Origin of the sequence: Nocardia sp. NPDC005825 (genome assembly GCF_040630175.1) — a bacterium.
In the GTDB taxonomy this organism is placed as follows: Bacteria; Actinomycetota; Actinomycetes; order Mycobacteriales; family Mycobacteriaceae; genus Nocardia.
The window spans coordinates 1-14,530 of the sequence record NZ_JBEXXC010000018.1 but is presented as its reverse complement, the minus strand read 5'-3'; the positions used below and the strand labels follow the sequence as shown (position 1 = coordinate 14,530).

Below are 14,530 nucleotides of genomic sequence, written 5' to 3'. Positions count from 1 at the left end.
CCGAACTGCTACTCCCCGAGGGGCTTTCCCGCCGGTGGAGTCCGGGCCGCTCGACGGCCGTGGCCGCGCGCACCGGCCTGGCACTCGGGGCCGGAATCACCATCCTGTTCGTGACGGGGCTGATCAGTCACCTGATCCAGCATCCGCCCGACTGGTTCTGGTGGCCCGCCCACCCGGTGTGGCTGTATCGGCTCACCCAGGGCACGCACGTCACGGTCGGGGTCATGATGATCCCGCTGCTGCTGGTGAAGCTCTGGTCGGTGTATCCGCGGTTCTTCATCAAACCGTCGCTGCGGCGGGGCCTCCCGGAGGCGCTGGAGCGGTTGTCGGTGGCGGTGCTGATCGGCGCGGTGCTGTTCCAGATCGTGACGGGCCTGTTCAACACCGCGCAGTACTACCCGTGGAAGTTCTTCTTCACCACCACGCATCACGCCATGGCATATGTGGCCTTCGGGGCCGTCGCCGTGCACCTGGCGGTCAAGCTTCCCGTCGTGCGTCAGGCGCTGTCGAGACCCGTCGACGAGCCCATCGACGCAGAAGTACCCCACGGTATTTCGCGCAGAACCGTGCTGGCGGCGGCCGGGCTGGGCACGGTGGCGGCCGGTATCGCGGTGGTCGGGCAATCGGTTCCGTTCCTGCGCTGGGCGTCGCTGCTGGCTCCGCGTAGTGGCGAAGGACCGCAGGGAATTCCGATCAACAGGACGGCAGCGGCGGCGGCTGTCACCGAGACGGCCCGCTCGCCGCAGTATGTCTTGACCGTCAAAGTCGGTGGCCGGGAAAGCGTCTTCTCCCGCGCCGAGCTCGAAGCCCTGCCGCAGTACGACAGCGCGTTACCCATCGCCTGCGTCGAGGGCTGGAGCGCCCAGGGCCGCTGGTCCGGCGTACGCCTGCGCGACCTGCTGGCCCGGGCCGGTGAATACGGCGGCGGCGATGTGCGTTTCGTGTCGCTCGAGACCACCGGCATCTACGGCTCCTCCGTGCTGCCGCACACCCACGTCGTGGATGCCGCCACCCTGATCGCGCTGCGTCTCGACGGCGAGGATCTGGCCCTGGACCACGGTTACCCCTGCCGACTCATCGCCCCGAACCGGCCGGGCGTACTGCAGACCAAATGGCTGAAGACCATCGAGGAAATCGCATGACAGCCCTTCGAATCCTGCTGGGCACGTTCGGAATCGGCTGTGCCGCCTACGGGGTGGACCTGCTGCTGGCAATGAGCGCCACCGACCAGCGATCGATCGCGCTGTGGTTCGTCGGCGCGATCCTGGCCGAGAACCTGATCTTCGGCCCGGTCGCCGCCCTCGCGGGCACCCTCGGCCGCTATGTGCTCCCCGCCCGCTGGTGGCCCGTCTTCACCGTCGGCGCGTTCGTCAGCCTGGCCCTGATCCTGCTCGCGATCCCGGTCCTCGGCCGCGAGGGCGCGGTCCCCGGCAACGACACCATCCTGGACCGGAATTACACCGTCGGCCTGCTGATCTCGCTGACCGTGGTCTGGGCGGTGGCCGCCGCCTGCCTGCTCACCGCCGCCCGGCGGACTCCAGCAGCGGTAGCCGGATCTCGAATCGCGCCCCCTCCGGACGGTTCCGCGCCGTGATGTCCCCGTGGTGCGCGGCCACCAGCCCGGCCGCGATGGCCAGCCCCATGCCGCTGCTGCTGCCCAATTCGGCGGCGCCGGGGGAGCGGGCGGAACTGCCGCGGTAGGCGACCTCGAAGATGCGCGGCAGATCGGTCTCGGAAATGCCCGGCCCGGTGTCGTCGACCCGCGTCCACGCCTGCCCGTCGCCCGCGCCCGCCGACATGTCGATGCGCCCGCCGGGCGGAGTGTGCGCGATGGCATTGGCCACCAGATTGGTCAGCACCCGGCCCAGTGCCCGCTCACTGCCCGCCACCAGCAGCTTGTCGGCGGGCTGGGTGGCGGACAAGGTGATTCCGGCACGGGCGGCGGTGGGCTGATTGGTCGCCAGCACCTCGTCGATCACCTCGCGCAGATCCACCGGCTCCATATGCAGTTGCAGCGCCCCGGCATTGATCTTCGACATCTCGAACAGGTCGTCCACCATGGCCGAGAGCCGATTCGTCTCGCGCACGATCTGATCCGCGTACCGGCGCACCTCCTCCGGCCGCGTCACCACCCCGTCCTCGAGCGCCTCACCCATGGCGCGGATCCCCGCCAGCGGCGTCCGCAGATCATGGCTGACCCAGGCCACCAGCTCGCGTCGCGACCGTTCGGCGGCACGCTCCTGCTCCAGCATCTCGCGTTCCCACACCGTGGCGCGGGCCTGCTCGCGGCCCAGCAGGATCGCCGCCGGCACCGTCACCGCGGTGACCACCGCCAGCACCACGGCGGTGCGCTCGAATTCGGCGCCGAACATCAGTCCGCTCACCGCGACGACGCCGCACAGCGTGGCCAGCGTCGGAATCAGCACCAGCACGGCCATACTCGTGGTCATGGCGCGACCGCGGGTGTAGCGCAGCAGCAGCGCGCCGATCACCACCACCGGCAGCGTGCCCGCCAGCGCGTACCCGATCAGTCCGGGCGTATCAGTCGGCATCGCCGGCCTCCGCGCCGAGATCGGCTCGGCCCCAAGCGTATCCGCGGCCCCACACCGTCTCGATGCGGTGCGCGGCGCCCAGCTTGGCCCGCAAGCGTTTGACGTGCACGGTGACCGTCGACAGATCCCCGAAGTTCCAGCCCCACACCTCCGCCAGGAGCTCCTGGCGACTGAACACCCGCCGCTGATGCGCGAGCAGGAAAGCCAGCAGATCGAATTCGCGTGCGGTCAGCTCGACCGGCGACCCGCCCACCGTCACCGTCCGCGCCGCCCGATCCAGCTCCACCCCGTCACCGCGCAACACCTCCTCGGCCACCGGCTGCGGATGCGTGCGCCGCAGCACCGACGCCACCCGCAACGCCAGCTCCCGCGGACTGAACGGCTTGGTCACGTAATCATCGGCGCCCGCCTGCAATCCGATCACCCGGTCGTCCTCCTCCCCGAGCGCCGTCAACAGGATGATCGGCAGCCCCGGGCGCGCCCCCGCCCGCACCGCCCGCGTCAACTCGATCCCGTCCGGCCCCGGCATCATCACATCCAGCACCGCCAGATCGACATCGTCGCGCGCCAACGCCGCCGCGGTCGCCGCCCCGTCCGCGGTCTCCACCACCTCGAGCCCATCCCGCTCCAGATACCGCCGCACCACCTCCCGCACCACGGGATCGTCGTCCGCCACCAGAATCCGCATCGCCCTCAACTCCGATCGACCTGCCACCCCACCCACACCCTAGGTCGCCGCACGACCGGAATGACCTGGTGGCGGCCATTTCGCGCGGCCCGTCACAGTTTCGTCATCGCCACCGCCCCGCGCCGGCGACCACGGCGTTCCCGACCTGTGTGACGACACTGTGGAATCGGGCTGCCCATGCGGATCCGACCCGGGCGGCTCGTCGTTGTCGCGCGCATCGCTTCGGGTGGGCGCGCGTCGATCGAGGGTGGGCGCGGCAAATGCGGCGGGTGGGGCGGCGCGGCTCTACGATCTGCACGTGACCAGCGAAATGTCCGGTTCAGCGAGCCCGTTCGAGGCGGAGGGCGGACAGGTCCGGGCCTCGACCCTGGAACTGTTCTTCGATCTCGTGTTCGTCTTCACCATCACCCAGCTCACCCACGCCTTCACCCATCACCCCGGCTGGGGCGAAGTGGGCCACGTGGCACTGATGTTCGCGCTGATCTGGTGGATGTACAGCGGATACGTGTTCCTCACCAACGAGGTCGCGCCCAACAGCTCCGCGCGGCGCACCTTCCTGCTGGTCGGCATGTTCGGGTTCTTCGTCATCGCCATCGCCATCCCGAGCGCCTTCGGCGGCTCCGGGCTGGCCTTCGGACTCGGATACTTCCTGGTGAACACGGTGCACAGCGTCATGTTCGCCACCTCGGGCGGCTCGGGAGCCAGCGCGGCCATGTGGCGGCTGGCTCCGCTGAACGCGGTGTCCGCGCTGCTGGTCCTGGCGGGCGGCATCGTCCACGGCTGGCCGCGGGCCCTGCTGTGGGCGATCGCGATCGCCTTGCAGGTGGTGACGCCGTACCTGATCCCGGCGGGCGGATTCGTGGTGCGGCCCAGCCACTTCTGCGAACGGCACGGTCTGGTCGTGATCATCGCGCTGGGCGAATCCGTGGTGGCCATCGGAGCGAACCTGACCGGCATGGACCTCACCGTCGGCCTGGTCGCCGTGGCCGGACTCGGGCTGACCCTCGGATATGTGCTGTGGTGGGCCTATTTCGGCTTCGACGACGAACGCGGCGAGCACGCCCTGGCCGCGCTGCCCGGTCCGGCGCGGGCGCGCCCGGCCGTGCTCGCCTACGGCTATTCGCTGTTCGTGGTGGTCCTCGGGATCATCCTGACCGCCGCCGGCATCTCCATGACCATCGCCCACGGCAACGAGCCCGCCAGTGCCGCTGCCGCCCTGGCGCTGTCGGGCGGTGTGGCCGTGTTCTTCCTGGGCCAGGCCCTGTTCCGGCTGGCGCTGGGCATCTCCCGGGTCTGGTTGCGACTGGTCGGCGCGGTCGTCGTGACGGCCACCGCGCCCCTGGGCATCGCCTGGGTGGCCTGGGGGCAGCTGGTGCTGTTGATCGTGGTGGCCTACGGCTTCGTCATCGCCGACGACGTGCTGCGCATCCGTTCCGGCGAGCGCAGCGCCTATATTCCGAGCGTGGAGGCGGTCGGGTTCCGCATCCACCGCGACAACGGGCGCTGACGCTCACCGCCGCGGCGGCTCAATCCCGCTGCGGCACAGCGCAACCGTCGGGACCGCAGGCGTCACCGTCGGCGACCATCGCCAGCTGCGGCGCGTGATCGCTCCAGGCCTGTTCCAGCGCCTGCGCGAACACCTCCGGCGGCTGCGCGCCCGACACCCCGTACTTGCGATCCAGTACGAAGAACGGCACTCCGCGCGCGCCCAGCTGCGCGGCCTCGGCCTCGTCGGCGCGCACCGCGTCGGCGTAGGCCTCGGGATCGGCGAGCACGGCGCGCACCGCCGCCTCGTCGAATCCGGCCGACACCGCGACCTCGACCAGCCGCTCGGTGTCACCGAACAGCGCCTTCTCCTCGGCGAAGTTGGCCGCGTACAAGGCGTCGAGCATCTGCTCCTGGCGGCCCTGCTCCAACGCGAAGTGCAGCAGCCGGTGCATGTCGAAGCTGTTGCCGAAATCCCGGCCCGAGGTGACATAGGTCAGCCCAGCCGCCTCGGCCTGCGCCCCGAGACCGCGCTCGTTGGCGGCGGCCTGCGCCTCACTGATGCCGTACTTCTCGGCGATGTGCGGAACCACCGCGTCGCTGTGATCCTTGGGCAGCGTCGGGTCCAGTTCGAAGGACCGGTGCACCACCGTCACGGCGTCCTTGTGCGGAAAGGCGTCGAGCGCCTCCTCGAATCGCCGCTTGCCCAGGTAACAGAACGGGCAGTTGATATCGGTCCAGATCTCGACCTGTACGGCCATCACACCTCACTCCGACGCTGTTGTCGCAGGCCGGGGGCCCGGCCAACCCCTGTCCCAACCGGCGACCGGACCCGAATGTTCCATCGTGACCCAGGTCACAATGGCGAGTTGTCACGTTCCCGGCGGCTGTCCTGTCCCATAGCCGACCCACTCGGAACGAGACTTCAGGAGCCAACGATGAACGCCAGCACCGCCACCCACGAGATCGTCGTCCTCGGCGCGGGCTACACCGGCATGATGGCCGCGGTGCGGCTGGCCCGCCGCACCCGTCGGATGGATGTTCACATCACTCTGGTGAACCCGTCGGACCGTTTCACCGAACGGCTGCGCATGCACCAGATCGCCGCCGGACAGGAACTGACCGACCACCGCATCCCCGCGATCCTCGACGGCTCGGGTGTCGACTTCCACCGGGCCGCCGCCGTCGCTATCGACACCGAGGCCCGCGTGGTCACCCTCGACGACGCCACCACGCTGCGCTACGACAACCTGATCTACGCACTGGGCAGCACCACCGACACCTCGATCGTCCCCGGCGCCGACCAGCACGCCTGGACCCTCAACGACCCCCGCCAGGCCCGCCGCTTCTCGCGGCGGCTCACCGAGATCGCCGCCGCCGCGGGCGCTGTCACCGTGGTGGGCGGCGGCCTGACCGGCATCGAAGCCGCCACCGAGATCGCCGAGGCGCACCCGGGCCTGACCGTCACCCTGATCAGCGCGCAACAGCCGGGCTCGATGATGGGCGACAAGGCTCGCGCCCACCTCGAGCGCGCCCTCGACCGGCTCGGCATCGTGCGCACGATCGGGGTCAAGGTCACCAAGGTGCTGCCCGACGCCGTACGCCTGGACACCGGCGAACTCGTCGCCTCGGACTTGACTCTGTGGACCACCGGCGTGCGGGTCTCGCCGCTCGCCGCCCAGGCCGGCATCGCCGTCGACGAACGCGGTCTCATCCTCACCGATCCCACCCTGCGCTCGGTCTCGCACCCGGAGATCCACGCCATCGGCGACGCCGCCGCGATCCGCATGGCCTGGGGCCAGATCCACGGCACCTGCCAGAGCGGCATCCCCACCGGCGCGTACACGGCCGACACCCTGGCCCGGCTGCTGCGCGGAAAGACGGTGAAGCCCTTCCGTTTCGGCTACTTCCACCAGCCGGTCAGCCTCGGCCGCCAGGATGCCGTCATCCAGTTCACCAACGCCGACGACACCCCGAACCGCTGGTACCTGAAGGGCAAGGCGGCCTGCGCGTACAAGGCGATGGTCAGCGGCAGCCCGGTCCCGAGCTTCAAGATGAGCAAGCACATGACCGTGCAGGCACAGCTGTCGAACGGCGGCCGCGCCACCCGCGAACCGCGCGTGAGGTAGGTATGTGTCCATGCAGGACGATCCGATCGACCCCTTCGTCGCGCACCGCCGGCTGCTGTTCGGCACCGCGTATCAGATGCTCGGCACCGTCACCGACGCCGAGGACATCCTGCAGGACGCGTGGATCAAATGGCATGAGGTGGACCGGGATTCGGTCACCCACCCCAAGGCCTACCTGGTCCGCACCGTCACCAACCTGGCGCTCAACCGGCTCACCTCGGCGCGTGCCACCCGCGAGACCTATGTCGGGCCGTGGCTGCCCGAACCCCTGCTCACCAGTACCTCCGACGCCGGAGAGGAGACCGAATTGGCCGACAGCGTCTCGACCGCCATGCTGGTCGTCCTCGAAACCCTGACCCCGGTCGAACGCGCGGTCTTCGTGCTGCGCGAGGTGTTCGGCTACTCGCACGCCGAGATCGCGGGTTTCCTGGACCGACCCGAGGCCACCGTCCGCCAGATCTCCCACCGCGCCCGCTCCCACGTCCACTCGCGCCGGCCGCGTTTCGACACCGACCTCGCGACCCGCACCGAGATCACCGACAAGTTCATGGCCGCCGCGCAAGGCGGCGACGTGAACGCGCTCATGGAACTGCTCGCCCCCGAGGTGACCCTGTGGAACGACGGCGGCGGCAAGGTCACCGCGGCCCGGCGGCCGCTGCACGGCCCCGACCACGTGGCGCGCTGGCTGCTCGGGGTCATGGCCAAGCCGGTCCTCACCGGGGTCTACCTCGAATCCGCCCACCTCAACGGCGAACTCGGTGTCCTGGTCATGCTCGGCGGGTACCGCGTCGGCGCGCTGACCTACGACATCCGCGACGGTCACCTCGAGAACATCCGCTTCCAGGTCAATCCCGACAAACTGGCCGGTATCCAGTTGCCGGGCGGCGACGTATCGGCCGCCGGATCGGTAGGCGAATAAGAACCGGGCGTCGCGCCTTCCGGGGTCCCGTACTATTCGTCGCTCGTCGGAGGCAACCGCCTTTGTGTCGAAAACGCTATTCTGCAAGGGATTTCGAAGTGAACGGTACAACGCGCCGCTTGGCGCGCCATATTCTGCCCTGGGTCGCCGCGGCCTTCCTCGGCGCGGGCACCGCCCTCGCCGGACCGGCGGTCGCCGCGCCGGTCCTCCACGCCGCCTGCACCGCAAGCGAATACGAGAACTCCGACGGCGCGTGCGTGCACCGTCCGGAACAGTCGGCCACCGTGCCCGACGGGGCCACCGCCCGGTGCAAGGACGGCACCTACAGCTTCAGCCAGCACCGTCGCGGCACCTGCTCGGGTCACCACGGCGTCGCCGAATGGCTCTAACGCGCGGCACTCGCGGGTAGCTCGCTCGGTCGTCCCGGCACCGCGTCCGGGACGACCGTGCGGAAGAATGACCCGGCGTGAGTGCCGAAGAGCTTGCCGTCGAACCGCTGCGCGCGGCGCGGCGACTGCTCGGCGGGGTGCTGCGATCCGGTCCGGTGGGGATGCGCATCGTGGAGGTCGAGGCCTACGGCGGAGATCCGGCCGGGCCCTGGCACGATCCGGCCGCGCACTCGGGGCGGGGGCGGACGCCACGCAACGCGGTCATGTTCGGGCCGCCCGGTGTGCTGTACGTCTACTTCAGTTACGGCATGCACACCTGCGTGAACGTGGTCAGCGGACCCGACGGCACCGCCAGCGCGGTGCTCGTCCGAGCGGGGGAGATCATCGAAGGCCACGAGGTCGCTCGCGGTCGGCGCCCCGCCGCCAAGACCGACGCCGATCTGGCCCGCGGGCCCGGCAATGTCGGCAGTGCCCTCGGAATCGGGCTCGACGATTACGGAACTCACCTGTTCGATCCGGCCGCGCCGATCCGCCTGGAACTCGGACCCGAAATCACCGATCCCGCCGCCGTTTCGGTGGGACCCAGGGTCGGGGTCAGCCTGGCCGCCGACCGCCCGTGGCGACTGTGGCTGCCCGACTCCCCGGCGGTGTCGGCCTATCGGCGCAGCCCGCGCGCCCCCAAACTCGGCCGATCCGCGTAGGCCCGGCGACAGCCGCCGACCCCGTATCGGCGCGCGGCGCGGAGGACTACGGTGGATTGATCTACTCACCCCTAGGTGGAAGCCCCATGTTCGAACGGTTCACCGATGCGTCCCGCCGCGCCATCGTGCTCGCCCAGGAGGAAGCCAGGGCGCTCGGGCACGACTGGATCGGCACCGAACACCTGCTGCTCGGCGTCCTCGCCGGCGACGACCCGGTCGCCGCCCGCGTGCTCGGCGACCTCGGCCTCGACGTCTCCAGCGTGCGCGAACGCATCCGGCAGGCGGTCGGCGAACACGAGCAGAAGTCGCCCAGTGATCACGTGCCCTTCACCCCGCGCTCCAAGAAGGTCCTCGAAGGATCACTGCGCGAGGCGATGCGGTTGCGGCACGACTACATCGGGCCCGAGCACATCCTGCTCGCCCTGATCGAGGAGGGCGACGGCATCGCCCCGCAGATACTGATCAGCCTCGGCGCCGAACCCGCCGACATCCGCACCCGCATCTCCCGCGTCGCCGACGGACCCCTCGGCGGTCCCACCCAGGCCCCCGAATCCGATCTGCGTCGGCGCATCGCGGAACTGGAGGCCCGGGTCACCGAACTGGAGCGTCTACTTGGCGCGCAGGCTCGATGAGCACCGCGCTGCCTAGATGAGCACCGCGCTGTGCGCCCCAGCCGCGGCCACCAGGGCCGCGATCGTCGCGCGCGCCGCCGTCCCACCGGAACCGAACGCCCAGGCCGGCCCCTCGGTGGTGCGGTACTCCAGGTAGGTGACGGCCGGATCCGCCCCCGCCCGGTCCACCGTCTGGTGGGTCATGGACAGCACCTCGACCGAATAGCCGTGGCGGCCCAGCAGTTCCACCGCCTCCTCGACCGTCGCGTCGGCGGGGATACCGGGCGTGGTCGCGACGATCGTGCCCGCGTAGGCGGTCTCGAACAGCTCCCACAGCGTCCGCGCCGACACCTCCGTCCCGGTCCGATCGGTGTGGCGCTGGACGTGGCGCGCGAAATCGATCTGCAAGCGGCGCGGCAACTCCAGCCCGTACTCCGACTCCAGCAGATACGCGATCCCGCCCTTGCCGGACTGTGAATTCACCCGGATCACCGCATCGTAGGAACGGCCCACGTCCGCCGGATCGATCGGCAGATACGGTACCTCCCAAGCGATTTCGCGCTCCGGCGCGCCCAGTCGCGCCGCCCGCTCCCGATGTTCGGCGAAGCCTTTCCGGATGGCGTCCTGATGGGTACCCGAATAGGCGGTGTACACCAGATCCCCGGCGTACGGATGCCGGTCGTGGACCGGCAGCCCGGTGCAGTACTCGACGGTGCGGCGCACCTCGTCGATATCGGAGAAGTCGATCATCGGATTCACGCCCTGCGCGTGCAGATTCAACGCCAGCGTCGCCAGATCCACATTGCCGGTGCGCTCGCCGTTGCCGAACACGCACCCCTCCACCCGCTGCGCCCCGGCCAGCACCGCCAACTCCGCGCACGCGATGCCGGTGCCGCGATCGTTGTGCGGATGCACGGACAGGATCACCGCCTCGCGCCGCGCCAGATTCCGGTGCATGTACTCGATCTGGTCGGCGTACACGTTCGGTGTCGCCACCTCGACGGTCGCGGGCAGGTTCAATGTCACCGGCCGCTCGGGGGTGGCGTCCCACAGCGTGGTCATGCGGTCGCAGACGTCGAGCACGAAGTCCGGCTCGGTCAGCATGAAAACCTCGGGGGAGAACTGGAATCGGACATTCGGCATATCGCCGGCCAGCTCCAGGACATCGCGCCCACCGGTGGTGATCAGCTCGGCCAGTTCGTCCCGGGTCTTGCCCAGTACCACGTTCCGCCAGGTCGGCGCGGTGGCGGTGTACAGGTGGATCACCACGTCATTGGGGATGCCGCGCACCGATTCGACGGTCCGCTCGATCAGATCGCGGCGCGCGGGGGTGAAGACGACGATGGTGACGTCCTCGGGGGCCAGCCGCTCGCCGCCGATCAGCCGCACGAAATCGAAGTCGGTCTGCGAGGCGCTGGGATAGCCGACCTCGATCTCCTTGTAGCCCATGGCCACCAGCAGTTCGAAGAACCGGCGCTTGCGGATGGGATCCATCGGCTCGGCCAGCGCCTGATTGCCGTCGCGCAGATCCACCGGCACCCACAGCGGGGCCTCGGTGATCCGGTTGGACGGCCAGTCGCGTTCGGTCAGCGGCACCGAAACACGCTGGTACACATCGCGATACCGATGCGACGGCATGGCGGAGGGCTGCTGACGATTCCAGATCGGGGGAGTGCTCACAGGGCATTCGCTTTCGCGTCGGAGGAGGTGACCGGCGCAGCACCGCGAGCCCGCTGACGGGGTGCCGGTCGATCAGACCCCGTCGCGGCAGCGAAGGAGAAGCAGGGCACCGGTCAGCATGTGGACTAGACTAGAGGGAAACAACTCCTCAGACAAGTAGAGAGGACGGCGACAAGTGGCGCAGGTCCAGAGGCATCCACTCGCCGCACAAGCCGCCGAGGTGCTACTCACCCGGATCCGTGCGGGGGAGTGGCAGCTGGGCCACAAACTGCCCGGCGAGACCACCCTCGCCGCCCAGCTCGGCGTCGGCCGCTCCACTCTGCGCGAGGCCATCCGCGAACTCGCCGGTCGCGGGGTACTCGAAAGCCGCCAGGGCGCGGGCGTTTTCGTCACCGCCCTGAACACCGCCGAGGACTGGGACACGGTGCTGCGCCGCAGCGACATCGTCACCGTCATCGAGGCCCGCATCGCCATCGAGGCCGAGGGCGCCGCGCTGGCCGCCCGCCGCCGCACCCCCGCCGACCTGCGCGCCATGCTGCGCGCCCTGGCCGCCCGCGCCGAAAGCGGCGACACCGTCGAGGGATTGGTCGACGCCGACACCGCCTTCCACCGCACCGTGGTCGCCGCCGCCCACAACGACATCCTGCTCGAGCTGTTCAACGCCTTCGTGCCGCGCTCGCGCCACGCCATGATCGACATGCTGCGCATCCGCCCCCTGCGCGCACCCCGCAGCGACCACGATGCGCACGAACACCTCTACGACGCCATCCGGGCCCGCGACCCCGAGGCCGCCGCCACCGCCAGCCGAGTGCACCTCAGCGCCCTCAAAGCAGCCTTCGACACCTAGCCTGACCTGCGCGGGAAGAAGAACTTTCGCGACCGCGATGAGTTTTCGCGACGGCCCCCGTCCTATCCGGCAAGTGGTTCGAAACCGAACCGACAAGCCCCGGAAGGACATTCGACATGGCCACCATCGCCGCCACCCCGACCATTACCGTCGCCGCACCGAGCAAGCTCCGCAACCGCGTGCTGTGGACCCTGCAGATCGTCCTCGGCCTGTTCTTCGTCATCGCCTCCGGCCTGCCGAAGTTCGTGGGCCAGGCCGATGCCGTCCGCATCTACAACGAGATCGGCTGGGGCGACTGGTTCCGCTACCTCACCGGCCTGGTCGAGGTCTCCGGCGGCCTGGGCCTGATGATCCCCCGCCTGTCCGGCCCGGCCGCCGCGGGCCTGTCCATCACCATGGTGTGCGCCGCCGCCACCCAGGCCTTCCTGCTCGGCGCGCCGAGCCTGGCCATCTTCCCGCTGGTCCTGGTCGGTGTCTTCGCCTGGATCGCCTACGAGCGCCGCGCCTCCTTCGCCACCTTCACCGACCTGGTGAAGTGACCCGCATATTCGCTCGACTCCCAGCCCGTCGCCGGTCACACTCGGCGGCGGGCCTACGGGTGTCCGTAGCCGGTGGGTGACGCTGAGCAGCGGATCAGTCCGGGCTTGTACCGATCCGCTGCCAGGCTCAACCCTGTGCAACCTCGATATTCACGTGCGGAAAGATGGATGGCGTGAGCGGCGACATCATTGATGAACTGACCTGGCGTGGACTGATCGCGCAGTCCACCGATCTGGACGCCATGCGCGAGGCGATGGCCAAGGGCCCGATCACCCTCTACGCCGGGTTCGACCCCACCGCGGCCAGCCTGCACGCCGGCCACCTGGTCCCGCTGCTGGCGCTCAAGCGCTTCCAGCGCGCCGGCCACCGCCCGGTGGTGCTGGCCGGCGGCGCGACCGGCCTGATCGGCGATCCCCGTGACGTCGGCGAGCGCACCATGAACTCCACCGACACCGTGGCCGAGTGGGCGGGCCGCATCCGCGCCCAGCTGGAACGCTTCGTCGATCTGGACGGCGGCGACAACGCGGCGATCATCGCCAACAACATGGACTGGACCGGACCGCTCAGCACGGTCTCGTTCCTGCGCGACATCGGCAAGCACTTCTCGGTGAACGTCATGCTGGCCCGTGACACGGTCAAGCGCCGCCTGGAGTCGGACGGCATGTCCTACACCGAGTTCAGCTACATGCTCCTGCAGGCCAACGACTTCCTGCAGCTGCGCCGCGAATACGGCTGCACGCTGCAGGTCGGCGGCTCCGATCAGTGGGGCAACATCATCGCGGGCGTCGAGCTCAACCGCCGCGTCGACGGCGAGCACGTGCACGCGCTCACCGTCCCGCTGGTCACCTCGGCCGACGGCAAGAAGTTCGGCAAGTCCACCGGCGGCGGCAGCCTGTGGCTGGACCCGGAGATGACCAGCCCCTACGCCTGGTACCAGTACTTCGTGAACACCGCCGACGCGGACGTGGTCCGCTACCTGCGCTGGTTCACCTTCCTGTCCCGCGAGGAACTCGACGAGCTGGAGAAGGCCACCGCCGAGCGGCCTTTCGCCCGTGAAGCGCAGAAGCGCCTGGCCGCGGAGATGACCACGCTGGTGCACGGCGAGGAGAACACCCGCGCGGTGCAGCTCGCCAGCCAGGCCCTGTTCGGTCGCGGCGACCTGCGCGAGCTCGACGAGTCCACGCTGTCGGCGGCGCTGGCGGAATCCGCGGTGGACGGCAAGCTCGCCGAGGCCACCCCCACCTCGACCATCGTCGATCTGCTGGTCGACTCCGGTCTGTGCGAGGGCCGCAGCGCGGCCCGGCGCGCGGTCAACGAGGGTGGTGCGTCGGTCAACAACGAGAAGATCGCCGACCCCGAGTGGATCCCCGCCGAGGCCGACTACCTGCACGGACGCTGGCTGGTGCTGCGTCGCGGCAAGAAGAATTTCGCCGGCGTGCGCCGCGCGGACGCCTGACCCGATCCTCGATAGGCGAACAAGATCGAAATGACCTGAGTCACAAGCCGGTGGCTCAGGCCCCCGATTCGCCCGATCCGCAGCCCGTTCACCTGCGCAAACGTCCCGGTGACCAGCGGATTTGACCTGGCGTTATCCGCCGCGTAACTTAGTCCAGGTCAGAGCGACACGGACACCGACCGGGACCGAAAAGCCCAGCTCAGAGGCTGGAAATCGGAAGCGGAAAACGAGGTTGGACGAGGAGCGCCGGACATGAACACCTTCCAGTCAGAAAAAAAGTTCTTGACATCAGTCAGGTTCCATGACTAGGCTGGAAAAGTTGCCTCGTTAGGAAATCTGATCAACTTCGGATCTACTGACGTGTGCGTGTGTTCTTTGAGAACTCAATAGTGTGTCGATGAATGTCAGTGCCAAATATTAAATTTGGTTCCAATCATACTCACCCCCGTGAGGGTGGTTGGACATTTAAGTCGGCTAATTTTCCAGCCGACGATTGCTAGGTTTTCGGACTCTGGTTCGAGATACTTCTGATT

The 14,530-nt window shown here is 69.0% G+C and carries 15 protein-coding genes; 11 read left to right on the top strand and 4 right to left on the bottom strand.

Features of this window, described 5'->3' with window-relative positions; all coding sequences use genetic code 11:
* The first annotated feature begins 5 nt into the window (after positions 1–5).
* On the top strand, positions 6–1,142 hold the full coding sequence (locus ABZ382_RS32315; protein WP_357097144.1) for a molybdopterin-dependent oxidoreductase: 1,137 nt from the start codon (positions 6–8) through the stop codon (positions 1,140–1,142).
* On the top strand, positions 1,139–1,594 hold the full coding sequence (locus ABZ382_RS32310; RefSeq protein ID WP_357097002.1) for a hypothetical protein: 456 nt from the start codon (positions 1,139–1,141) through the stop codon (positions 1,592–1,594). Before ABZ382_RS32315 ends, ABZ382_RS32310 begins: the two co-directional genes overlap by 4 nt.
* On the opposite strand, the gene ABZ382_RS32305 is transcribed toward ABZ382_RS32310, so the two are convergent.
* Positions 1,518–2,552, bottom strand: coding sequence for a HAMP domain-containing sensor histidine kinase (locus ABZ382_RS32305; RefSeq protein WP_357097000.1), 1,035 nt, complete (start codon positions 2,550–2,552; stop codon positions 1,518–1,520). The two genes, ABZ382_RS32310 and ABZ382_RS32305, sit on opposite strands and share 77 nt — an antisense overlap.
* The gene (locus ABZ382_RS32300; RefSeq protein WP_357096998.1) at positions 2,542–3,240 is read right to left on the bottom strand and encodes a response regulator transcription factor; all 699 of its coding nucleotides are present in this window, start codon (positions 3,238–3,240) and stop codon (positions 2,542–2,544) included. The genes ABZ382_RS32305 and ABZ382_RS32300 overlap by 11 nt, the downstream gene beginning before the upstream one ends.
* A 298-nt stretch (positions 3,241–3,538) precedes the next feature.
* Between ABZ382_RS32300 and ABZ382_RS32295 the strand changes: the two genes are divergently transcribed.
* Positions 3,539–4,747 (top strand): low temperature requirement protein A, encoded by a 1,209-nt coding sequence (locus ABZ382_RS32295; RefSeq protein ID WP_357096996.1) that lies wholly within the window; start codon positions 3,539–3,541, stop codon positions 4,745–4,747.
* Between the two features lie 19 nt (positions 4,748–4,766).
* On the opposite strand, the gene ABZ382_RS32290 is transcribed toward ABZ382_RS32295, so the two are convergent.
* A complete protein-coding gene (locus ABZ382_RS32290) occupies positions 4,767–5,486 on the bottom strand; it encodes a DsbA family oxidoreductase (protein WP_357096994.1) in 720 nt (239 codons plus the stop codon).
* A 177-nt stretch (positions 5,487–5,663) separates the two neighbouring features.
* On the opposite strand from ABZ382_RS32290, the gene ABZ382_RS32285 reads away from it, so the two are divergent.
* The 5 genes from ABZ382_RS32285 (at position 5,664) to ABZ382_RS32265 (ending at position 9,495) form a co-directional block, all read left to right on the top strand.
* Positions 5,664–6,854 carry an FAD-dependent oxidoreductase gene (locus ABZ382_RS32285; RefSeq protein ID WP_357096992.1) on the top strand — a complete coding sequence of 397 codons (1,191 nt, stop codon included), beginning with the start codon at positions 5,664–5,666 and terminating at the stop codon, positions 6,852–6,854.
* Positions 6,855–6,864: 10 nt separating this feature from the next.
* Complete coding sequence (locus tag ABZ382_RS32280; RefSeq protein ID WP_357096990.1) at positions 6,865–7,773, top strand: RNA polymerase sigma-70 factor; 909 nt, start codon at positions 6,865–6,867, stop codon at positions 7,771–7,773.
* Positions 7,774–7,871: 98 nt separating this feature from the next.
* Positions 7,872–8,162, top strand: coding sequence for a DUF3761 domain-containing protein (locus ABZ382_RS32275; protein WP_357096988.1), 291 nt, complete (start codon positions 7,872–7,874; stop codon positions 8,160–8,162).
* A gap of 77 nt (positions 8,163–8,239) precedes the next feature.
* Positions 8,240–8,863, top strand: a complete 624-nt coding sequence (locus ABZ382_RS32270; RefSeq protein ID WP_357096986.1) for a DNA-3-methyladenine glycosylase — start codon at positions 8,240–8,242, stop codon at positions 8,861–8,863.
* Between the two features lie 86 nt (positions 8,864–8,949).
* On the top strand, positions 8,950–9,495 hold the full coding sequence (locus ABZ382_RS32265; RefSeq protein WP_357096984.1) for a Clp protease N-terminal domain-containing protein: 546 nt from the start codon (positions 8,950–8,952) through the stop codon (positions 9,493–9,495).
* A 12-nt stretch (positions 9,496–9,507) separates the two neighbouring features.
* Here ABZ382_RS32265 and ABZ382_RS32260 read toward each other — a convergent pair whose 3' ends face one another.
* A complete protein-coding gene (locus ABZ382_RS32260; protein ID WP_357097143.1) occupies positions 9,508–11,112 on the bottom strand; it encodes a 2-isopropylmalate synthase in 1,605 nt (534 codons plus the stop codon).
* A gap of 217 nt (positions 11,113–11,329) precedes the next feature.
* On the opposite strand from ABZ382_RS32260, the gene ABZ382_RS32255 reads away from it, so the two are divergent.
* The 3 genes from ABZ382_RS32255 (at position 11,330) to tyrS (ending at position 13,997) form a co-directional block, all read left to right on the top strand.
* Complete coding sequence (locus ABZ382_RS32255) at positions 11,330–12,001, top strand: FadR/GntR family transcriptional regulator (RefSeq protein WP_357096982.1); 672 nt, start codon at positions 11,330–11,332, stop codon at positions 11,999–12,001.
* Between the two features lie 116 nt (positions 12,002–12,117).
* Positions 12,118–12,540, top strand: coding sequence for a DoxX family protein (locus ABZ382_RS32250; protein WP_357096981.1), 423 nt, complete (start codon positions 12,118–12,120; stop codon positions 12,538–12,540).
* Positions 12,541–12,713: 173 nt separating this feature from the next.
* Positions 12,714–13,997 (top strand): tyrosine--tRNA ligase, encoded by a 1,284-nt coding sequence (gene tyrS / locus ABZ382_RS32245; RefSeq protein WP_357096979.1) that lies wholly within the window; start codon positions 12,714–12,716, stop codon positions 13,995–13,997.
* Positions 13,998–14,530 lie beyond the last annotated feature (533 nt).